General features: G+C 45.8%; 20 protein-coding genes, 1 rRNA gene and 1 other RNA gene. 21 read left to right on the top strand and 1 reads right to left on the bottom strand.

From position 1 onward, the window contains the following. Window positions 1–179 precede the first annotated feature (179 nt). The 4 genes from speE (at window position 180) to argS (ending at window position 4,062) form a co-directional block, all read left to right on the top strand. Window positions 180–1,007, top strand: a complete 828-nt coding sequence (gene speE / locus AC58QG_RS35985) for a polyamine aminopropyltransferase (RefSeq protein ID WP_497268188.1) — start codon at window positions 180–182, stop codon at window positions 1,005–1,007. A gap of 246 nt (window positions 1,008–1,253) precedes the next feature. After that, the gene (locus AC58QG_RS35980) at window positions 1,254–1,757 is read left to right on the top strand and encodes a DinB family protein (RefSeq protein WP_497366746.1); all 504 of its coding nucleotides are present in this window, start codon (window positions 1,254–1,256) and stop codon (window positions 1,755–1,757) included. 214 nt (window positions 1,758–1,971) lie between these two features. Next, a complete protein-coding gene (locus AC58QG_RS35975) occupies window positions 1,972–2,382 on the top strand; it encodes a YwiB family protein (protein WP_436239119.1) in 411 nt (136 codons plus the stop codon). 6 nt (window positions 2,383–2,388) lie between these two features. After that, a complete protein-coding gene (argS, locus tag AC58QG_RS35970; RefSeq protein ID WP_497366745.1) occupies window positions 2,389–4,062 on the top strand; it encodes an arginine--tRNA ligase in 1,674 nt (557 codons plus the stop codon). Between the two features lie 129 nt (window positions 4,063–4,191). Here the strand turns inward: argS and AC58QG_RS35965 are convergent, their stop codons facing one another. Next, window positions 4,192–5,358: a S8 family peptidase gene (locus AC58QG_RS35965; RefSeq protein ID WP_497366744.1), complete on the bottom strand. Its 1,167-nt coding sequence runs from the start codon at window positions 5,356–5,358 to the stop codon at window positions 4,192–4,194. Between the two features lie 454 nt (window positions 5,359–5,812). On the opposite strand from AC58QG_RS35965, the gene rpoE reads away from it, so the two are divergent. The 17 genes from rpoE to AC58QG_RS35880 form a co-directional block, all read left to right on the top strand. Next, window positions 5,813–6,388, top strand: coding sequence for a DNA-directed RNA polymerase subunit delta (rpoE, locus tag AC58QG_RS35960; protein ID WP_497366743.1), 576 nt, complete (start codon window positions 5,813–5,815; stop codon window positions 6,386–6,388). A gap of 331 nt (window positions 6,389–6,719) precedes the next feature. Then, window positions 6,720–8,321: a CTP synthase gene (pyrG, locus tag AC58QG_RS35955; RefSeq protein WP_497366742.1), complete on the top strand. Its 1,602-nt coding sequence runs from the start codon at window positions 6,720–6,722 to the stop codon at window positions 8,319–8,321. 160 nt (window positions 8,322–8,481) lie between these two features. Beyond that, a complete protein-coding gene (locus tag AC58QG_RS35950) occupies window positions 8,482–8,874 on the top strand; it encodes a response regulator (RefSeq protein WP_056621969.1) in 393 nt (130 codons plus the stop codon). A 132-nt stretch (window positions 8,875–9,006) separates the two neighbouring features. Then, window positions 9,007–9,861 carry a class II fructose-1,6-bisphosphate aldolase gene (gene fba, locus AC58QG_RS35945; RefSeq protein WP_497366741.1) on the top strand — a complete coding sequence of 285 codons (855 nt, stop codon included), beginning with the start codon at window positions 9,007–9,009 and terminating at the stop codon, window positions 9,859–9,861. A 316-nt stretch (window positions 9,862–10,177) separates the two neighbouring features. Continuing rightward, window positions 10,178–11,437: a UDP-N-acetylglucosamine 1-carboxyvinyltransferase gene (gene murA / locus AC58QG_RS35940; RefSeq protein WP_497366756.1), complete on the top strand. Its 1,260-nt coding sequence runs from the start codon at window positions 10,178–10,180 to the stop codon at window positions 11,435–11,437. A 62-nt stretch (window positions 11,438–11,499) separates the two neighbouring features. Continuing rightward, entirely contained in the window at window positions 11,500–12,798 is a 1,299-nt protein-coding gene (gene rho / locus AC58QG_RS35935) for a transcription termination factor Rho (protein WP_497366740.1), read from the top strand. Between the two features lie 77 nt (window positions 12,799–12,875). Then, complete coding sequence (locus tag AC58QG_RS35930) at window positions 12,876–14,150, top strand: radical SAM family protein (RefSeq protein ID WP_497366739.1); 1,275 nt, start codon at window positions 12,876–12,878, stop codon at window positions 14,148–14,150. A gap of 130 nt (window positions 14,151–14,280) precedes the next feature. Further along, complete coding sequence (gene rpmE / locus AC58QG_RS35925; RefSeq protein WP_056621960.1) at window positions 14,281–14,478, top strand: 50S ribosomal protein L31; 198 nt, start codon at window positions 14,281–14,283, stop codon at window positions 14,476–14,478. A gap of 91 nt (window positions 14,479–14,569) precedes the next feature. Then, window positions 14,570–14,977: a hypothetical protein gene (locus AC58QG_RS35920; protein WP_497366738.1), complete on the top strand. Its 408-nt coding sequence runs from the start codon at window positions 14,570–14,572 to the stop codon at window positions 14,975–14,977. 93 nt (window positions 14,978–15,070) lie between these two features. Then, an RNA gene (gene ffs, locus AC58QG_RS35915) (signal recognition particle sRNA large type) lies at window positions 15,071–15,334 on the top strand. Window positions 15,335–15,508: 174 nt separating this feature from the next. Then, window positions 15,509–16,945: an ATP-binding protein gene (locus AC58QG_RS35910; RefSeq protein ID WP_497366737.1), complete on the top strand. Its 1,437-nt coding sequence runs from the start codon at window positions 15,509–15,511 to the stop codon at window positions 16,943–16,945. 78 nt (window positions 16,946–17,023) lie between these two features. Beyond that, window positions 17,024–18,769: a DNA polymerase III subunit gamma/tau gene (dnaX, locus tag AC58QG_RS35905; protein ID WP_497366736.1), complete on the top strand. Its 1,746-nt coding sequence runs from the start codon at window positions 17,024–17,026 to the stop codon at window positions 18,767–18,769. Between the two features lie 20 nt (window positions 18,770–18,789). Beyond that, the gene (locus AC58QG_RS35900) at window positions 18,790–19,101 is read left to right on the top strand and encodes a YbaB/EbfC family nucleoid-associated protein (RefSeq protein ID WP_028555044.1); all 312 of its coding nucleotides are present in this window, start codon (window positions 18,790–18,792) and stop codon (window positions 19,099–19,101) included. A gap of 45 nt (window positions 19,102–19,146) precedes the next feature. Next, window positions 19,147–19,743 carry a recombination mediator RecR gene (gene recR, locus AC58QG_RS35895; RefSeq protein WP_497366735.1) on the top strand — a complete coding sequence of 199 codons (597 nt, stop codon included), beginning with the start codon at window positions 19,147–19,149 and terminating at the stop codon, window positions 19,741–19,743. A gap of 131 nt (window positions 19,744–19,874) precedes the next feature. After that, complete coding sequence (locus AC58QG_RS35890; RefSeq protein WP_497366734.1) at window positions 19,875–20,159, top strand: DUF2508 family protein; 285 nt, start codon at window positions 19,875–19,877, stop codon at window positions 20,157–20,159. 51 nt (window positions 20,160–20,210) lie between these two features. Further along, complete coding sequence (locus tag AC58QG_RS35885; RefSeq protein WP_497366755.1) at window positions 20,211–20,432, top strand: pro-sigmaK processing inhibitor BofA family protein; 222 nt, start codon at window positions 20,211–20,213, stop codon at window positions 20,430–20,432. A gap of 289 nt (window positions 20,433–20,721) precedes the next feature. Beyond that, window positions 20,722–20,830: ribosomal RNA gene (locus tag AC58QG_RS35880) — 16S ribosomal RNA — on the top strand; the annotation flags it as partial.

Below are 20,830 nucleotides of genomic sequence, written 5' to 3'. Positions count from 1 at the left end.
AAAGAGTGAGGAAAATATTGCATTTTGGGGGTAATGAACTATAATACAATTTGTGCGTGTGAAGGGTCTGGGAAATACAGCCCGATTTCGTATGACTTTTCCAACTGGTGGAACACTGTTAGAGATAACGAATGTCAGGAATTATTCATCCAAATAGAGAAACGAAAGAAGGGTTACACATGGAATTATGGTACACAGAGAAACAAACCGATAGCTTCGGGATCACAGCGAAAGTTACAGAAACTTACGTGAGAGAGCAAACGGATTTCCAAGATCTATCCATGATCGAAACCGAAGAATGGGGCACGATGCTTACATTAGACGGTATGGTTATGACAACCGTGAAAGACGAGTTCGTCTATCATGAAATGGTTGCTCACCCAGCGCTGGTTACTCACCCGAACCCAGAGTACGTACTAGTAGTAGGCGGCGGCGACGGCGGCGTGATTCGTGAAATTATGAAGCACCCGAAGGTGAAGAAGGCTGTTCTAGTTGATATCGATGGCAAAGTAATCGAGTACTCCAAGAAATACCTGCCAACGATCGCTGGTGAATTGGACAACCCACGTGTTGAAGTTATCGTTAACGATGGCTACATGCACATTCACGATCACAAAAATACGTACGATGTCATCATGGTTGATTCCACTGAACCTGTAGGTCCAGCTGTTGAGCTGTTCTCCAAAGGCTTCTACCAAGGCATCTTTGATGCGTTAAAAGAAGACGGGATCTTCGTTGCTCAAACCGATAACCCATGGTTCAAGGCTGATTTGATCCAAACGGTAAATCGCGATGTGAAAGAAATTTTCCCGATCGTCCGTGTGTACAGTGCGAATATCCCTACATATCCAAGTGGTTTGTGGACATTCACAATGGGCAGCAAAAAGCACGATCCGCTTCAAGTAGAAGAATCAGCAATCCCTGAATTCCCAACGAAATACTACACACCACGCTTGCACAAAGCAGCGTTCGTGTTGCCTAGATTTGTTGAAGATTTGATTAAATAAAGGATCGTTATCGTAGATCCTTAATAGGTAGAAGGAGGCTGATCCGTCGGCTTCCTCTTTTTTGTTCTGTGGGCTCACACTCAAGCCGCTTTTGGGTCGAATAGTGCACCTGCGTTCCCCCTAAACAAATTTCAATCACTGCCATACAGTTGTCAGCAGCACCTAGCTATACTGTAAACATAAGGACAGGAAATGAATCGCACGAAGCGCAAGCGAGCCTGTACCACCCCCTAGGAGGTTATTGATATGTTTACGACAATTGAAAGCTTTATTCGCGAATACCAGATGGAATCCGCTACAACGCAGCAACTGCTAGATGCCTTAACGGATGAATCCCTCAAACAAACACAAGCCGAAGGCTACCGTCCACTTGGTTATATTGCTTGGCATCTGGTTCATGCAGAACGCGGCATGCTCTACGGAACTGGCTTGGAATTCGAATCGGCATCAGCTGTAAGCGAGCCGCCTGCGCAAGCTGCAGTCATAGCAGAAGCGTATCGAACAACAACGCAGAATATTATTAACGCGGTCAGCACGCAACTGACGGATGAGAAACTGCAAGATGTGGTTACCATGTTCGGAATGCCGTGGACGATCAGCACTACACTTTATAGCTACCTGAAGCATGAGATTCACCATCGTGGTCAGTTGACAATCCTGATGCGTCAGGCAGGGCTTCCCGTTATCGGTGCTTACGGGCCAGCCAAAGAGCAATGGGCAGCTATCGGTAGACCAGTTCCAGTGTTATAAGAATAAACTCGTGAGCCTCCAGTCCGTTTTCTAACGGAGATGGAGGCTTTTTATCAACTTTTATTCACTTTTGCTTACCACAGAACCATCCATAAGCGTCCCAGTCACCTGGATGCATTGAATTTACTTATCCTTTCATATAAACTATTAGCTAACATGTCTACGCTTTGGCATCAAATGCCACTGCTGATAAAGAAGAGGGGAAGATCGAATCATGACGGATAAGCAGCGGGTGCGGATTCGAATCGAGAGTCGAAGCGGGAGCGAGACCACGGTGCAGAAGGCACGCGGGGATCTTTATCGCAAAGGCGATCATACCTATATCCGCTACGAAGAAGAGCCGAATGAGCTTGGACGGACTGTAACGATCATTAAGCTCGAAGATAATCAGATTCGTATTATTCGCCAAGGGGATGTACAAGCGGAGCAAACCTTCGTCCCTGGGGAGAAGCGGACCGGTTTCTATCACACACCACAGCTCCGAATGGAACTGGAAATTGAGACGCACAAGCTGACCTCGGAAGCCATCCATGGGATCGGAATTACGAGGTGGAGCTATGATCTATATGCATCAGGCACACATGCGGGAGCCTATCGAATCAAGTTGTTAATTCAGGAGGAGTAAGACGAAATGGATGTTCTTAATGAAGTGAAAGCGAAAGTGAAGCAAGCAATTAAAGAGGCTGTTCTAGCGGCAGGTATCGTCTCAGAGGAGCAACTGCCAGAAATCATTCTGGAAGTGCCGAAAGAGAAGACGCATGGGGATTTCGCGACGAATGTAGCGATGCAGCTGACGCGTATTGCGAAGGTAAACCCGAGACAGATCGCGGAGCAAATCATTGCGAACCTGAACAAAGACGCAGCGAATATTTCCCAAGCGGAAATTGCGGGTCCAGGCTTTATTAATTTTAAAATGGATAATGTCTACCTCTACCCAGTAATTGCTGATGTAGCGAAGCTCGGTGACCGTTATGGAGAATCGAACGTAGGACAAGGGCTCAAAGTGCAAGTGGAGTTCGTTAGCGCGAATCCTACAGGTTCCCTCCATTTGGGACATGCACGTGGCGCAGCTGTTGGTGATGTTCTTTGTAACGTATTGGATCTAGCAGGTTATGACGTTTCACGTGAGTACTACATCAATGATGCGGGTAATCAAGTAATCAACTTGGCAAAATCCATCGAAGCTCGCTATCTGCAAGCGCTTGGTCAAGAAGCGGAAATGCCAGAGGATGGCTATTTTGGGGAAGATATTAAAGGCTTTGCAACAGAGCTCGCAGCAACAGAAGGGGATCGCCTTCTCAGCTTATCAGATGAGGAGCGTCGTGCTTATTTCCGTACATACGGACTTGAAAAGGAACTCGACAAAATCAAGCGCGACTTAGGCCGCTTCGGTGTCCATTTCGACAATTGGTTCTCCGAGACGTCGATTTATGAAGATAATTTAATTCCGCCTGTGCTTCAAGAGCTTCGGGACAACGGGCATATCTATGAAGAAGAGGGCGCAACCTGGTTGAACACGACACCGCTTGGGGATGACAAGAATCGTGTTTTGATCAAAAATGACGGTTCCTTTACCTACCTCACGCCAGATATTGCCTACCACCGCAACAAATTTGGACGCGGCTACGACCGCTTAATTAATATTTGGGGCGCTGATCACCATGGCTACATCCCGCGGATGAAAGCGGCGATGACTGCGCTAGGTTTTGAAGCGGACAGACTTGTGGTGCTGATTGCCCAAATGGTGAGCCTATTCCAGAATGGTGAAAAGGTGAAAATGTCCAAACGTACCGGCAAAGCCGTTACGATGGAGGACTTGATGGACGAAGTCGGCGTCGATCCGATTCGTTACTTCTTCGCGATGCGCAGCATGGATTCGCATCTGGACTTCGACATGGACTTGGCGGTTTCGCAGTCCAATGAGAACCCTGTGTTCTATGTGCAGTATGCCCACGCACGGATTTGCAGCATCTTCCGCCAAGCGGAAGAGCAGAACATCGCGGTACTGCCGCTGGAGCAGGTTGACCTGTCCCAGCTCTCATCGGAAGCCGAGTTCGACTTGCTGCGCAAGATCGGCGAGCTTCCGGAAGAGATCGCTATTGCGGCTGAGCAGTACGCGCCGCACCGCTTGATCCGCTATGTCTACGAACTGGCGAGCCAGTTCCATAGCTACTATAGAGGCCACTACGTCATCACCGATGACGCAGCCTTAACCCAAGCACGCCTCGCGCTGCTCGGCGCGCTGCGCACGACCCTTGCCAACACGCTTCGCATGGTTGGCGTATCCGCGCCTGAGCGGATGTAGCACCCGCTCAAACAAAGAAGAAGCTCCCCTTGACCATTGGTCAAAAGGGGAGCTTCTTCTCTTTCCAAGCGCAGAGGGTCACTCTGCGCTTACGCCGTAAGGCACTGAGGCAGCATGCCCTCAGCGCCATTAATCTTGCCCCGCCGCGCGGATCGCCCGCTGGGCGTTCAATTGCCCGGGCTGCCACCGGGCGTTCGTGCGCTTGTTCAGCGGGAATGCGCAGCGGCGCAGCGCGCTCTTAATTTGCTGCGGCGACATGGATCGCAGCGAAAGCATCAAAGCGATGACGCCGCTTACATGCGCGGTTGCCATTGAAGTGCCGCTGAGCTCATTATATTTGCCACCTAGCCAAGCCGAATACACGCGCTCGCCAGGGGCATAAATGTCGATTTGTGCACCTCGATTGCTGAAGGGGGCAATCCGGCCCGTTCGCGTTGTCGCGCCGACGGAGACAACCTGGGGAAACCGAGCAGGGTAATCAACCGTTTTCTTTCTGCCGTCATTACCGGAAGAGGCTACGATCACCTTCCCTCTGTAATAGGCGTTTAGAACCGCCTGCTCCAAAGCAGGATTGTACGTTTTCATGCCGAAGCTCATATTAATAATATCCAGGTCGTTTTGGACGCACCAATCAATACCGGCGATGATATCGGATACATAGGCGCTTCCATTTTGGTCAAACGCTTTAACAGGATGAATGATCGCTCGTGGCGCGACGCCAATAATACCGGAATTACGGCCCGTTGCCGCGATTGTACCTGCGATGTGTGTACCATGACCGTTATCATCATGGGGCATCAGTCGGCGATTTAATAAGTTGACACCTTGCGAAATCGAGTTTCGCAAATCAGGATGCTTGAAGTCGATACCGGTATCGATGACGCCGATGTGAATGTTTTGCCCAACAGATTTACTCCAGATTTCTGGAGCGCCGATTTGATCAACCCCCCATGGAATGGTGCGCGTACGTGAGCTGGACAAAATACTAGCTCGTTTGGGTACAGTCTTTTTACCCTTAATTTTATTTATAATTAATTTCGTATCTGCTTCGATACGTGTCGTGCTGGAAAAGCTTCTGAGTTTTGTATCTGGACACAGCGTGCAGGAGAAAGCGTGAATAATGTCTAGAGGCAGAACCAGGGATAGTCTGGGGAGTTCAGACGTCATGCGAAGGAGCTCTGACTTGCAGGCAAAATAATCCGTCTTTGAGGCGAAATGGATAAGATGCTTTCTTGCTGGTTGTTTAGTAAGACCTAGATCTTCATGAAGCAGATGAAGAAAGGTGGCTGTATCCATCGTGCCATCCCCCCGTTACAACATATGATCGTATCTCCCCTATCCTATGTACAGGTCATTGCACTTGACCGTGTCATCGCCTTTATAGAAATAAATGGGTGCAAAGCCGTGTCAGATGCGTAGGTTCAACATAGGATACATAGAGAGGCGCGGGCAGGAGTGTCTCTTTCTCAGGTAGTGGAAACGACTGCTGTTCATCAGCTGGCGGTTCCTTTGGGTACAGTCGCAGGCGAGGGGGGACCTTCGCTTGTATTCCTTTTTATGGGGATATTATCATGTAGAGGGTTACGTTGAACGGGCTATATTTCCTAATAAATGCACGCGTCCATGAAGGACGTTGCAGTCGTTTATTGCAGGGTAGTTGCAATTTTAGAAAAAATAGGTTTTACTTAATGAAGATATTGGTTATGGTAGATAACGTAGTCAAGAAATGATCGAAAAGGATGTGCCTTAGATGAGCAGCGAATACACACTCAAAATCACCACAGAGCAAGCACGCGAAATGCCCATGGTGGATTTGGCGTTCGAATTGCTGAAGTCGGCGAATACGCCGTTTTACTATCGTGAACTTATGGCTGAAATTGCTAAAATAAAAGGGCTTTCTGAAGATAATGTCATGAATGTAATTGCCCAACTATATACGGAGATCAACATCGATGGTCGTTTTGCTTGTGTAGGTACGAACCTATGGGGCTTGAAGCGTTGGTATCCAGTTGAGAAGTCTGACGATGCGGTTGGTAATGCGAAGCGTCCTAGAATCATTAACGATGAAGATGATGATTTGGATGAAGACGTTTATGCGGAAGAAGAAGATACATACGCAGAAGAAGACGAGTACGATGCATTTGGTACCGAAACCGAAGAGGAAGAAGAAGCGGAAGAGGATACTGAATTCTTCGAAGACGAAGAAATCGAAGAAGATCTTGGCGAAGCGGGTATCGAAGAGACTGAAGATGCTGATGAGGATGAAGAGGATTTGGATTCCGATGAGGATGAAGAGGATTTGGAAGACGACGAAGACGACAAATAACTTGTCTTGACAGTCACTATACGTTCAGAGTAAACTATTGCATGGGCTTTAAAAGAATCTTAACAATTCGCGCATGCGTTCAAAAAGTGCCCCGTCACTACGGGTGTCACTTTTTTTTGTTTTTTTGTGCTTTTTTTTTGTAATTTGTTCATGAAAACACTTATTTAGCAGAAGCTAATGCTATTACACCTTTGTTCTGGCGACACCCAAGAGCTTATGCTGATGAAGCCAGTTTTCTAGCACCTTTTCACAATTACTTTCATGTTATACCGATGCCAGTAGTCTGGCAAAATCTAAAGCGGATGCTTAAAACTTTAAGGAGGCGTACATAGTGACAAAATACATTTTCGTTACGGGAGGCGTAGTTTCATCCCTTGGCAAAGGAATTACCGCAGCTTCCTTAGGAAGACTGCTCAAGAACAGAGGTTTGAAAGTTACGATCCAGAAGTTCGATCCTTATATTAACGTGGACCCAGGAACAATGAGTCCTTACCAGCATGGAGAAGTTTTCGTAACTGACGATGGTGCAGAGACGGATTTGGATTTAGGTCATTATGAGCGTTTTATCGACATTAACTTGTCCAAAAGCTCGAACGTGACATCAGGTAAAGTGTACTCTTCGGTCATTACCAAAGAACGTCGTGGAGAGTATTTGGGTGGAACTGTTCAAGTGATTCCTCATATTACCAATGAAATTAAAGAACGTGTTATTCGCGCAGGCCGTGAAGCAGGGTCCGATGTGGTCATTACCGAAATTGGTGGTACTGTAGGGGATATCGAGAGCTTGCCGTTCCTTGAAGCGATTCGTCAAATGAAAAATGATATCGGCCGCGAGAATGTCATGTACATTCACGTTACGTTGATTCCTTATATCAAAGCAGCTGGAGAAGTCAAAACAAAACCAACGCAGCATAGCGTTAAAGAACTACGCGGCCTTGGTATTCAACCGCATGTGATCGTTTGCCGTACAGAGCATTCCTTGACAGAAGATATGAAGCGTAAGCTTGCTTTGTTCTGTGATATCGATCCAACGGCAGTAATTGAATGTAAAGATGCAGAAACCTTGTATGAAGTACCCATGATGCTTCGTGAACAAGGTCTGGATGATTATGTTGTGAATCACTTGAAGCTTCAAACGAATCAACCGGATATGACGGAATGGGAGAGTCTTGTTCGCAAGGTCAAATCCTTAACAAAGAAGACGGAGATCGCTATCGTAGGGAAATACGTTGCTCTTCATGATGCGTACCTGAGTATCGTTGAAGCCCTAGGACATGCGGGTATCGATAATGATTCCGAGATTGATATTCGTTGGGTCAATGCAGAAGATATTTACGACCACAACGTACATTCACTTCTATCTGGCGTACAAGGGATTCTTGTTCCAGGCGGATTTGGTGATCGCGGGATCGAAGGGAAAGTCGCGGCAATCCGCTATGCACGTGAGAAAGAAATTCCTTTCTTCGGTATTTGTCTTGGGATGCAGGTTGCTGTTATCGAATACGCACGTTCTGTTTGCGGTTTGGATGGCGCGAATAGCTCCGAGATTAATCCAACAACAGCGTATCCAGTAATTGACCTATTGCCAGAGCAAAAGGATATCGAAAATCTAGGCGGAACCATGCGTTTAGGTCTGTACCCTTGTAAGCTGACGCCAGGTTCACTTGCTGCGACTACGTATAACGATGAGCTTGTTTACGAAAGACATCGCCACCGGTATGAATTTAATAACGAATACCGCGAATTGATTGAGTCCGCTGGCTTGCGTATTTCAGGAACATCGCCGGATGGTCGTCTGGTTGAGATGGTTGAGCTTCCAGGTCACCCATGGTTCTTGGCTGTACAATTCCACCCGGAATTTACATCCCGTCCGAACCGTCCGCAGCCGCTTTTCCGTGAATTTGTGAAAGCTGCACAACTGATTACTCGCTAAAAAATTGCGTTGTGATGCAGGGGTACCCTCCTGATAATCAACTTTTATGTAAAACTTTTGAAAAAAACCGCTCTCCTCGGAAGGAAAACGAAAATGAATAGCGAATACCTTGACTCATAGGATTGGAACTTGTTATTCGTTTTCGGGAGGGGACTTGGCTATGAAGAAAAAAGTATTGGTAGTGGATGATCAAAATGGAATTCGTGTACTCCTCATGGAAGTGTTTAGTAACGAAGGGTACGATACCTATCAAGCCTCCAATGGCAAGTTGGCCTTGGAAATTGTAAGAAATGTTTCGCCTGACCTCATCTTGCTAGATATGAAGATTCCCGGTATGGACGGACTTGATATCTTGAAGCATGTGAAAGAAATTGATGTGTCGATCAAAGTGATCATGATGACGGCATACGGTGAGCTGGACATGATTAAAGAAGCGACGGATTTAGGCGCGATTATGCATTTTACGAAGCCGTTTGATATTGATGAGCTGCGACTGGCTGTTAATATGCAATTGAATAATGAATCGAGCAGTGGTTTCGCTGTAGGATCCTAGTTATAGGGTCTTTTTTTGTTGTGGAAAAATGATGGCTTGGTTATCATTTGAAAAGTTATGTGCTATAATAACTCAGGTATGACAGAGAGCGGTATGCGCATCTACTAAAGAGGTTCTAGGAGGAAGAGAAACATGGCATTGGTTTCAATGAATGAATTTTTACCTAAGGCAAAAGTAGGGAAATATGCGGTTGGTCAATTTAACATGAACAATCTTGAGTTTGCTCAAGCGATTGTGGAAGCAGCAATCGAACTGAACTCCCCGTTCATTTATGGTGTTAGCGAAGGCGCACTAAAATATATGGGCATCGAGTTTACTGTAGCTATTGCAGAAGCAGCAGCTAAAAAATCCGGTCTTCCGATCGCTTTGCACTTAGACCACGGTAGTTCGTTTGAAGTAGCAATGAAATGTATCCGTGCAGGATTCAGCTCTGTTATGTTCGATGGTTCCCACTATTCTTTCGAAGAAAACATTCGTTTGACGAAAGAAGTTGTTAAAGCTGCTCGTGCAATGGGCGTATCCGTTGAGGGTGAGCTTGGAACAATTGGTGGCGTTGAGGATGACATTTCCGTTGATGAAGAGCACGCTAACCTTGCAAAACCAGAAGAAGCGATTCGTTTCTACGAAGAAACAGGCGTGGATTGTTTGGCAATCGCAGTAGGTACTGCACACGGTATGTACGCAGGCGAGCCTAACATTCACTTTGATATTATTGAAGCAGTTACCAAAGCGATCCCAGTTCCAGTTGTATTGCACGGTGGATCTGGCGTTCCAGACGAAATGATCCGTAGATCAATTGCAGCAGGCGTTGGCAAAATCAACGTGAACACAGAGAACCAAGTGGCATGCACAGAAAGCATCCGCGCAGCTCTGAACAAAGATGCTAAAATTTATGATCCTCGTAAATATCTAACCCCAGCTCGTAACGCTATGATCGAAGTAGTAAAATCCAAAATTCAATTGTTCGGAAGCAGCAACCAAGCTTAATTCCAAATTGTATAGACAGGATAGGAAATGCAGCAATACACAGATGGATGGTCGACAATGCCGTCTGTCTGTGTCATTGCGGGCGTTTCCTTCTTCTATTTGTTGATAACATTCAAAGTGAGTATCAGTCATACTTATACTTCGCATCAACGTTTACAAACGCGTTCTTCCCTATGGAATGACGAAGTCGTTTGTTACCTCGCGCTTATTTATTTACTTCCTTATTTTGTGGATTTTCGTCGAATGATTGTGGAATTACGTAGGTTTTGTTGATTAACGTTAGTGAGAAGGCACCTGGTTTAGGGGGAGAAGTATGTTGGAGAAATTAATGGTGGTCGGTGGACGCCCACTACGGGGAACAGTTCAAATTAGTGGAGCAAAGAATAGTGCGATTGCACTTATTCCTGCCGCAGTACTTGCAGAAACATCAGTAACGTTGGATAATCTTCCACATTTAAGCGATGTGGCTATATATACAGAAATTTTGACTGACTTGGGCGCGACGATCGATTGGAACGAAGATCGCATGACGATTGATCCGAGCCAGATGAAGCCTCTTGCAATGCCGAATGGTAAAGTGAAGAAGCTGCGTGCTTCGTATTATTTAATGGGTGCACTTTTGGGCAGATTTGGTGAAGCGACGATCGGTCTTCCAGGCGGGTGTAATTTCGAACCGCGTCCGATTGACCTTCATATTAAAGGATTTGAAGCACTAGGCGCTGTGGTGAGTAACGAAAACGGAGCACTTCATATTCGTGCCAAGGAACTGCGCGGTGCTAAGATTTATTTAGATATGGCGAGTGTTGGCGCTACGATTAATATTATGTTAGCTGCTTCACGTGCTAAGGGTTTGACTACGATTGAAAATGCGGCGAAAGAGCCTGAAATTATAGATGTGGCAACACTTTTGAATTCGATGGGTGCGAAAATCAAGGGAGCTGGTACGGATACGATCCGTATTGAAGGGGTTTCCGAACTTCATGGCTGTCGTCACTCCATTATTCCTGACCGTATCCAAGCGGGAACGTACATGATTGCTGCAGCGGCGACGCGCGGCGATGTTACGGTAGACAATGTGATTCCAAAGCATCTGGAAGCATTGACAGCTAAGCTGCAAGAAATGGGTGTTCATGTTTACGAAATGGACGAATCCATTCGCATCGTAGGTCAGCCTATCTACGAAAGCGTAGATGTGAAAGCATTAATTTACCCTGGGTTTGCAACGGATTTACAATCTCCGATGTCTAGCCTGCTTTGCCAAGCGAAGGGTGTTAGTGTGCTAACAGATCATGTTTATAGCAATCGATTTAAGCATATTCCAGAGCTTGTACGCATGGGTGCTAAGATACGAGTTGAAGGACGTTCGGCCATCATTGAAGGCTCGCAACTGAGTTCAGCCAAAGTAAGAGCGACAGATTTACGTGCAGGAGCAGCTTTGGTCATTGCTGGCCTCAGTGTAATGACAGGCGGAGTTACCGAAGTGTCCGGTGTAGAGTTCATCGATCGCGGTTATGAGAATTTAGTATTTAATCTATCTTCCCTAGGTGCGGAAGTTTGGCGTGAGAACGAGGAATAAAGTGCCAAACAACAGGCAATGCTAGAATCCAATTGAAAATTTAATAGTTTGGTGGTTGAAACATGAGCATGCAGCTTGCTGAGCTTGAAGTACTCAAGCTTACTGAATTATATAAACTAGCGAAGAAACATCAGATCCCATATTACGGTACGCTGAAGAAAAGAGAACTCATTTTTGCCATTTTACGTGCACAAGCAGCAGAGAGCGGATTCCTGTTCATGCAAGGTGTCCTGGAAATTTTGCAAGAGGGATTCGGATTCTTACGTCCAATCAACTACTTGCCTAGTTCAGAGGATATCTATATTTCAGCCTCTCAAATTCGGAAGTTTGATTTACGTTCAGGGGATATCGTATCTGGTAAATGTCGTCCTCCCAAAGAGAATGAGCGCTATTATGGACTTCTCCAGGTCGAAGCCGTGAATGGCGAGAAGCCTGAAACAGCTTCGGAACGCTTACATTTCCCAGCACTGACGCCTCTCTATCCAGATACACGTATTACGCTGGAGACAGAGCCGAACAAGATTTCGATGCGCATTATGGACTTGCTTGCTCCTGTAGGCTTGGGTCAGCGTGGACTTGTTGTGGCGCCTCCCAAAGCGGGGAAAACGTTGTTGCTCAAAGAAATTGCGAACAGTATTTCTACGAATTATCCTGAAATTGAGCTATTCGTTCTGTTAATTGACGAGCGTCCTGAGGAAGTTACGGATATGCAGCGTTCTGTCAAAGGCGAAGTCGTAGCCTCAACTTTTGATGAGCTTCCGGAAAATCATATTAAAGTCGCTGAACTTGTTCTAGAACGTGCTATGCGTCTAGTTGAACATAAGAAAGACGTTGTTATCTTACTCGACAGTATTACGCGCTTAGCAAGAGCGTATAACCTCGTAGTACCGCCTTCAGGCCGGACGTTGTCCGGAGGTGTAGACCCCGCTGCATTCCATCGTCCCAAGCGTTTTTTCGGAGCTGCTCGAAACATTGAAGAAGGCGGCAGCTTAACCATTCTTGCTACAGCACTTGTCGAAACCGGTTCACGTATGGATGACGTCATTTATGAAGAATTTAAAGGTACAGGCAATCTGGAGCTTCATCTCGATCGCAAAATGGCAGAGCGCCGTATCTTCCCTGCTATCGATATTCGTCGCTCAGGAACTCGTCGTGAGGAAGCATTACTCAGTAAAGATGAGCTCGAGAAAGTATGGGCACTTCGCAAAGGCATGAATGATTCACATGAATATACCGAAGCCTTTATTAAGAAGCTTGCGGATACGAAGACGAATCAAGAGTTTTTGGACTCGCTGGCATCCCCAGGGGCGGGAACGTCCTCGGGACAGAATAAAGGCAAAGTCAAAAACTCAGCATCTTAAGCTTAAGATAAACGGCAGCTATCAAGAAAATTGGTTGGTACAGTCGTTTACTTTAACGTACAAAGAGGAGTACCGTTATGAACTTGGTTTATTCAGATCCACAAGGAAATGTATTTGATCATCCTGATTATTTGGCGCTAGGTCGAAATGCAGAAATGATCACCGAAATATTAGATGAAGAACTGATCCCTCTGCCTGAGGGTTCGACTCTCGTTAGTCTGCCCTTCACGCGCCCCGTTGGCATAGATGCTGCAACCGGTGAAATGAAGCGCGTAGAGGGTGATTATCACGCAGTTGGCGCTTTGCTTCCGCAAGGCTTCACAAGACTTCTTCTTCCAGGGTATGTGAAATCCGATAAGACAAAGGCGCTGCCTTTGTTCGGTTACACGGCTGTGGTGTGGAAGGAAGACGGCTTTTATGTAGCCGCGCGTCTTACGGATAATCCTTACTTCTGGAATCCGATTCATTGCGACCCGGATGAACTCGAGGTTGAAGTGAAACGGCTAACTGCCAAGTATCCCGAGAATCGCCTGTATGCCCATTTGTCGAATTGTGCGCTTGGCTACGAGTGCTTGACCGCATCGAACACGTTCCTGCAGCGCTGGGAAGGGGCTGTCCCTGTCTCGTACTCCTGCAACGCAGGATGCTTCGGATGTATCTCGGAGCAGCCGGATGAGAGCGGCTTTGTTGCTCCGCAAACGCGGATGAACTTTAAGCCGAAGGTTGAAGAGATTACCGAGATCATGTTAGAGCATCTGAAGACGCCTGACAGCATTATCTCCTTCGGCCAAGGCTGTGAAGGGGAACCGAGCACACAGGCTGTCATCATTATTGATGCCATCAAGCGTGTGCGGGAGCAAACGAAGATGGGCTACATCAATATCAACACGAATGCGGGCCTTACGGACCATATTCGCGGTATTGTGGATGCAGGTCTCGATCTGATGCGTGTAAGTACGATCAGCGCTTTGGATGATCACTACAACGCCTATTACAAGCCAAGAGCCTATACACTCAAGAATGTGGAGAAATCTCTTCGTTATGCAACGGACAAAGGGGTCATCACATCCATTAACTATCTCGTATTCCCTGGTGTCACGGATCGGGAAGAAGAAGTTGAAGCGATGATTGAATTTGTCCGTAGAACCGGATTGAAATTGATCCAAATGCGCAACCTAAATATTGACCCTGAGAGCTACTTAGGTATTATCCCTAAGGCTCAGGGAGAACTGTTAGGTATGAAGCAAATGATCGAAATTTTCGAGCAAGAATTACCGGATGTGGTTATCGGTTCGTATTCCCATACGCCGAAATTCTACACAAGTGATCGTACGCTCACAACGGTGCTTTAAGTCAAGTTAGTGGAAGTATTACCCGAGTGATTTTGGATTGCATCTAGACTTATGAGTATGCTACAATGCAGTAGTACATCCATTAACTCTGTTTCAGCAAATGATTCAGGGCGGAAAGAAGGTGAACCAAATGAAAGCAGGAATTCATCCTACTTATCATGCAACCACAGTGACTTGCGCTTGTGGTAATGTGTTCGAAACGGGTTCAATCAAGCCAAATCTTCGTGTTGAGATTTGCTCCAATTGCCATCCTTTCTACACTGGTAAACAAAAGTTTATCGATGTAGGCGGCCGTGTCGACAAGTTCAAAAAGAAATACGGAATCTAATTGGCATCATTTGCTTGATTGCCAATCAGCATAAGACAACCTCCCTTGGTCATCCTAAGCTTAGGCTTAGAGTCCAATGGGAGGTGTTTTTATGTTCAAGGGTCTAATTAAGCTTACAGGCGCTGCTTTACTTGTTGTGAGTTTAGTAGGTTGTGGAATGTGGACGGGGAACAACAAGAAAACGAATGATTCTACGTATAAGGTTCAGAACTATAAGCAAGACGGCATGTTGGGAATCACAGAGGTGAACCCGAACAATCCGCTGAACCCGACTTACCATCATTATGAGGATGATACGAATTTGATGAAGGCTGTGCTTGCTCAGCTGCCAGGCATAGAGAAGACCAACATTGCGATCAATGGGCCTTCGGCCAACGTGAAAATCAAACCTCAGGCTTCCTTGACGGCGGCGCAAGTAGAGGAACTGCGGTCGCAAGCTCAAATGGCATTAGAAACGAATATGCCGCGGTATAAAATACGCGTAAGAATGGATCGCTAGCTTCTGATTAGCTTCTGAGTACCTGCGAGTAGGTAATAGGTAGTTTTTCCCCCTAGGTTGCTATTTGGCAATGAATCAGCTATACTATTTTTACTGTGCTAGACGGGGAGGTAGCGGTGCCCTGTAACTCGCAATCCGCTGTAGCGAGGTTGAATTCCTGTTAGCGGTACTGTGATGTGAGGTCTGGCTTTTACACGTGGTGTTGAGAGTCGGGTCCTTCGCAATGGATGCTCATGAACCCGGTCAGGTCTGGAAGGAAGCAGCCGTAAGTGAGATGTTTCATGTGCCGAGGGGTTGCCTGATTTGAGCTAACGGTAAGAGTTCGCTTGTATCACTTTATCAATAACAGGTGCACGGTGTAATCATACCGTATATGTAAGAACACATAACCAAAACGCCAGCAATTAGGGCGTTTTTTTCTTTTGCCATTGCAGGAAGAATATGACTTTACAGAGAATCTTAACACCATACCTACATGGACTGATGCCGCTCAAAAGTAGTTCGATAAGAGAAAGTGAAGGAGCTGTTGACATGCCCATTCATTCGCCTCAGATGTATTCGGTATCGATGGACGAACTACGGAAATTGTTCAATCATAGCATACAAACCGGTATGGTCATGGTTGATGAAGATGAGAAGCTCTTACTTGCAACGGATCAGCTTTTGAAAGTGTCAGGTTATTCAGCGGATGAAATTACCGGTGTTGCATTCTCTCAATTTTTCAAAGTGAGGTCTACATTGCGTGAGTTATACGACTTTCATTTTAATAATGAGATAGATGTAGGCGAGTGGCCTCATGGTTTCCTAAAGGGGAAGAAAGGAGGGATGGTTTACTTCCAATTCTCCATGCTCAAACTTACTAACGATGGTAAAACAATATATCTGTTGTCATTGAAAAATAAAGAAGAAGGCCAACCCTTAAATTTGCTCCAGCGCTTTTCGGATGCTTTTCTGAAAGATATCAACTTAGGTGTCTTGTTAATCGATATGGATTATCGCCTTGCTGACATCAGTGATCGAGCTTGCCAAATGCTGGCCATGGAGAAAGAGCATGTACGCAATAAGTCGTTGGATGAGATTTTTGCCACAGTACCTAGCCAGCACCAGCTTGTGCAACGCACAATTTTGAATGGAGCGATTGTCCGCAATCATGCTGTTTCCTGGACGAATAATCAAGAACGGTTTGAGTTACTCCTCGATTCGAATGTGCTGAAAGATGGTCATGGGAGTATTGTGGGTGCTTATGTCATTTTCAAAGATGTTACGAACATGCGCTCACTGGAACAAATGGTCTGGCGAAGTGATCGCCTTGCGATGATCGGACAAATTGCCGCAGGTACGGCACATGAAATTCGCAACCCCTTAACCTCAATTAAAGGATTCCTGCAGATGCTGCGACGCACCTTTGGTGACCGTGGCATGGACAAGGAACAGAACTTTACAGATGTGATGCTGGGTGAGATCGAACGCATTAATGCGCTAGTGAATGAGTTTCTCATGTTAAGTAAGCCCAAGCATGTCGCCTATGAGCCAATTCATATTACGGAAGTACTGGATGGTATCGTACCGATCATTCAAAATGAAGCGATCCTCTATAACGTTCAACTCAACTACGAGGCTTCACCTCATCTCCCTGAAGTGATTGCGGATAATGAACTCTTGAAACAAGTGTTTTTGAATATATGCAAAAATGGGATCGAAGCCATGCACGACGGTGGGCTATTGACGATTTCTGAACGTGTAGACACGAATGAGCGTAATGTGTGCGTGGATATTCACGATACAGGCTCAGGGATACCGATGTTCGTGATTGACAAAATATTCGACCCCTTCTTTACAACGAAGGATACGGGCACTGGTCTCGGGCTTTCCGTATGCCAACGAATTATTCATGATATGGGTGGGACCATTCGTGTTGCCTCCAAAGGCTTTGGAACGACATTCACCATAACGATTCCCTATACGTGATCCTCTATTTCATCCCTTGAAGCGTTATAGTATAATGGATACAGTCAATCCACCCATGGATTATTGGAGAGGAACACTATGGCACACATTGCTTTGTATCGTACGTGGAGGTCGCAGACGTTTCGTGATGTTGTCGGACAGAGGCATATCACACAAACGCTGCAGAATTCTTTACGGGAAAATCGTCTAACCCATGCTTATTTGTTTAACGGACCCCGTGGTACGGGTAAAACAAGTACAGCCAAAATATTAGCCAAAGCTATCAATTGCTTAAATGGCCCCTCCGAAGAGCCTTGTAATCAATGCTCTGCCTGTGAGCGCATCACGGAAGGCGCTGTTATGGACGTTGTAGAGATCGATGCGGCTTCCAATCGCGGTGTGGAAGAAATTCGAGATATCCGAGATAAAGTTAAATATGCACCTACGGAAGTTAGGCAAAAAGTGTACATTATCGATGAAGTACACATGCTGACGACAGAAGCATTCAATGCTTTATTGAAGACTCTGGAAGAGCCGCCTGCGCATGTTATGTTTATTTTGGCGACAACGGAACCTCACAAGATTCCTGCAACCATTATTTCTCGCTGTCAACGCTTCGATTTTCGTCGTGTTTCCATGGAGGATGAGGTAGGGCGTCTACAGTATGTTTGTGATCAAGAGCGAATTTCCATTGATAAAGAAGCTCTTCACTATATAGCAAGACTATCCGATGGCGGGATGCGTGATGCTTTAAGTCTATTAGATCAGGCTGCGTCCTTTGCAACAGGGGAAATACAGCTTACTGATATTTTGTCGATCACTGGCGGTATAGCGTCGGATCAATTTAAGAGACTTGTTACGTATATCAAGGAACAGAATCTGGGGGCTGCCCTAGAGCTTATTGACACCTTCATGCAAGAAGGGAAAAGCGCAGACAAGTGTATCGAAAATTTAATTCACTATTTCCGCGATTTGCTGATGGTGCGTATGGTACCGAACTCACCTGTGATTTCGGAACGCGTATTTGATATGGCAGAGCTCAAAGAAATTGCGAGTCACTTCACGCCAAGCGAAATGATGAGTATGATTGAAACGCTGAATCATTATCAGAGTGAGATGAAATATTCGGTTCAGCCGCAAACTTTACTTGAAATCGCCATTATGAAAATAAGCGGCGGTCATCGAGGGACAGAAGGCAGTCCGGTCATTCGTTCTTTGGAGGAAGCAGGAGGACGCGCCCCGCAAGGTGATCTCATCGCTCAGATGAGCCAGAGAATGAAACAACTTGAAGATCAGCTAGCACAACTGGTAAAATCGGGAGTGAACGTTGCTTCTGGTGAGAGTTCTAAGCAAGCGCCTGCGGCGAAAGTAGCCGTTGCTTCGGCGCCCTCTAAGAAGTCGGGGCTTAAGCTGGACCCTTATTTGAAAGCTTCCGAAAGTCCAGACACGAAGACCGCGCTTCTGAAGTGGAGTCAAGTGTTAGGTGATGTCAAAGAGAAGAAAATTACTGTTCACGCTTGGTTTGTTAATGGTGATCTAGTGGCGATGCTAGATGATGTTGTGCTTGTAGCATTCAAGAATGATATGCATCGCAATACAACGGAGAAGCCAGAAAATAAAGTCATTATTGAGCAAGTACTTTCTTCTGTGTTTGGTAAGCCGATGCGTTTGTTAACCTTAATGCGTAAGGAATGGGATGATGCGAAGAGTGAAGCGACGCACGCCCCGCCTGAAGAGATGGAATTAGTGGCAGAGGATGGCCGCGGTAATGCGGTCAAAGAAGAATGGATATCCGAAGCTATTCAATTGTTTGGTGAAGACCTAGTAACGATTAAAGAAGACTAACGATAAGGGAGCGATCTATTATGAATAACATGAACCAAATGATGAAGCAAGTGAAGAAAATGCAAGAGCAAATGATGAAGGCGCAAGAAGAGCTAGGCACGAAAATGATTGAAGGAACAGCTGGCGGCGGTGTGGTAACGTGTATCATCAACGGACATAAGAAAGTACAAAGCATCACGATTAAACCAGAAGCGGTGGATCCAGATGATGTTGAAATGCTGCAAGATCTCGTGTTGACTGCAGTTAACGACGCGATGTCCAAAGCGGAAGAAATTGCTAACAAAGATATGGGCAAATTTACAGGCGGTATGAATATACCTGGATTGTTCTAAGACAACGTAGAATCAACGACTCTGTTCCATGAAGGAGTACTTCCTTTGTATTACCCCGAACCGATAGCGAAGTTAATCGATGCCTTCTCCCGCTTGCCGGGAGTAGGTCCTAAGACAGCGGGGCGCTTAGCCTTTCACGTTCTTCGTATGAAAGAAGAAGACGTGATTGACTTTGCCAAGTCGCTTGTTAATGTAAAGCGGAACCTGCATTATTGCTCTGTTTGCTGCAATATTACCGATGTGGATCCTTGTCGAATTTGTCAGGATAAAAGTCGTGATAATTCCGTTATCTGTGTCGTGCAGGAGCCAAAGGACTTGGTTGCGCTTGAGCGAACCAAAGAATTTGAAGGCTATTATCATGTGCTGCATGGCGCTATATCCCCCATGGAGGGGATTGGTCCTGATCAAATTCATATCGCTGAACTCCTCAAGAGATTGGGTGACGACACGGTTCAGGAATTGATTCTAGCCACCAATCCGAACATTGAGGGCGAAGCCACAGCGATGTACTTATCTAGATTGATCAAACCCTTCGGGTTGCGAGTTACTCGTATTGCACATGGTCTGCCGGTTGGCGGCGATTTGGAATATGCGGATGAAGTGACTTTATCCAAGGCGATGGAAGGCCGCAGGGAATTATAAATGTATAAATTGTAAGGAGAGCTGAGAAGCTCTCTTTTTTTCTGCCTAAAAAGCGTGGTAATGGTTCTTAAAATCCCTTAATTCCCATATGTATAGATCAACCCAATTGTGGGAGGAATGGAGGTTTTTCTATGAAACCGGCTCTATTAGGCATGCGTGGATTTAAGAGTCCGCGAGCAAAGACTATTAAGGAAGAACTGAAACGGGACAAGATTATGTTGATTCAAGAGATACGTTCTGCACACCAGACTTGGGTAGCAGCGCAAGCTCACTTTGACTTCGCAGTGGACAAGGATCAGATCGACTATACGATTTATGCAATGGAAGCGGCAGAGAAGAGATTTGAAATGCTGATCAAACAAGCTAAGAAGCTAGGGGTAAGCCTGATTGACAGCGATCATTTAATGGAGGTGTAAAACGTGGTACTCAAATATGCGATTTGGGGGGTGCTGATACTCTCCTCTCTTATGTTAGTATTGATCGTATTTCGCAGCCGTGGTGGTAGTAGATTAGCTGCTTCACTAGGTTTAAATGTAGTAGTTGCGGCTTTTCTGCTATACATACTGAGTCTACTGAGTACGTATACACATATAGACCTGCCTATTAATACGGTAACTCTAGGAACAGCCACTATATTGGGAGTCCCAGGAGTTATTCTGCTGATTGGTGTGAAAATGATGCTTCTGTAGATGTAAAAATAATACATCTGGAATTAGGTTGACTCGGTTGCGGCATCTGTGTTATCTTATAAAAGTTGCCGCTGAGACATGCGGAAATACAAAAGTAACTTGAAAAAAACAAGTTGCAAAACAAAAGTAACTATGGTATATTGGTCTTCCGGCTTTCGAGAGAGAGCGGGTTGGACAAGAGTGATTGATCTTTGAAAACTGAACAACGAGTGAGTAAGCACAGTCGAGCAATCGACTATAAAAGAGATTGCAAAATCTCGCTAGCTTCAAATGAGCAAGTCATCTTTCTATTATGGAGAGTTTGATCCTGGCTCAGGACGAACGCTGGCGGCGTGCCTAATACATGCAAGTCGAGCGGGTTTATCCTTCGGGATAAGCTAGCGGCGGACGGGTGAGTA

The organism is Paenibacillus sp. J22P169, from assembly GCF_059691995.1.
Note: the sequence above shows the minus strand (reverse complement) of the source record. Positions and strands in the feature narration are given on the sequence as shown.

Excerpts from the sequence above, each read along its gene's own strand:
- AC58QG_RS35900 (WP_028555044.1), top strand. The coding sequence starts at position 18,790 with ATGAATAACATGAACCAAATGATGAAGCAAGTGAAGAAAATGCAAGAG.
- rho (WP_497366740.1), top strand. The coding sequence starts at position 11,500 with ATGAGCATGCAGCTTGCTGAGCTTGAAGTACTCAAGCTTACTGAATTA.
- rpoE (WP_497366743.1), top strand. The coding sequence starts at position 5,813 with ATGAGCAGCGAATACACACTCAAAATCACCACAGAGCAAGCACGCGAA.
- rpmE (WP_056621960.1), top strand. The coding sequence starts at position 14,281 with ATGAAAGCAGGAATTCATCCTACTTATCATGCAACCACAGTGACTTGC.
- AC58QG_RS35975 (WP_436239119.1), top strand. The coding sequence starts at position 1,972 with ATGACGGATAAGCAGCGGGTGCGGATTCGAATCGAGAGTCGAAGCGGG.
- AC58QG_RS35920 (WP_497366738.1), top strand. The coding sequence starts at position 14,570 with ATGTTCAAGGGTCTAATTAAGCTTACAGGCGCTGCTTTACTTGTTGTG.
- speE (WP_497268188.1), top strand. The coding sequence starts at position 180 with ATGGAATTATGGTACACAGAGAAACAAACCGATAGCTTCGGGATCACA.
- AC58QG_RS35950 (WP_056621969.1), top strand. The coding sequence starts at position 8,482 with ATGAAGAAAAAAGTATTGGTAGTGGATGATCAAAATGGAATTCGTGTA.
- fba (WP_497366741.1), top strand. The coding sequence starts at position 9,007 with ATGGCATTGGTTTCAATGAATGAATTTTTACCTAAGGCAAAAGTAGGG.
- AC58QG_RS35930 (WP_497366739.1), top strand. The coding sequence starts at position 12,876 with ATGAACTTGGTTTATTCAGATCCACAAGGAAATGTATTTGATCATCCT.
- AC58QG_RS35885 (WP_497366755.1), top strand. The coding sequence starts at position 20,211 with ATGTTAGTATTGATCGTATTTCGCAGCCGTGGTGGTAGTAGATTAGCT.
- dnaX (WP_497366736.1), top strand. The coding sequence starts at position 17,024 with ATGGCACACATTGCTTTGTATCGTACGTGGAGGTCGCAGACGTTTCGT.
- AC58QG_RS35980 (WP_497366746.1), top strand. The coding sequence starts at position 1,254 with ATGTTTACGACAATTGAAAGCTTTATTCGCGAATACCAGATGGAATCC.
- AC58QG_RS35890 (WP_497366734.1), top strand. The coding sequence starts at position 19,875 with ATGAAACCGGCTCTATTAGGCATGCGTGGATTTAAGAGTCCGCGAGCA.
- argS (WP_497366745.1), top strand. The coding sequence starts at position 2,389 with ATGGATGTTCTTAATGAAGTGAAAGCGAAAGTGAAGCAAGCAATTAAA.
- AC58QG_RS35965 (WP_497366744.1), bottom strand. The coding sequence starts at position 5,358 with ATGGATACAGCCACCTTTCTTCATCTGCTTCATGAAGATCTAGGTCTT.
- AC58QG_RS35910 (WP_497366737.1), top strand. The coding sequence starts at position 15,509 with ATGCCCATTCATTCGCCTCAGATGTATTCGGTATCGATGGACGAACTA.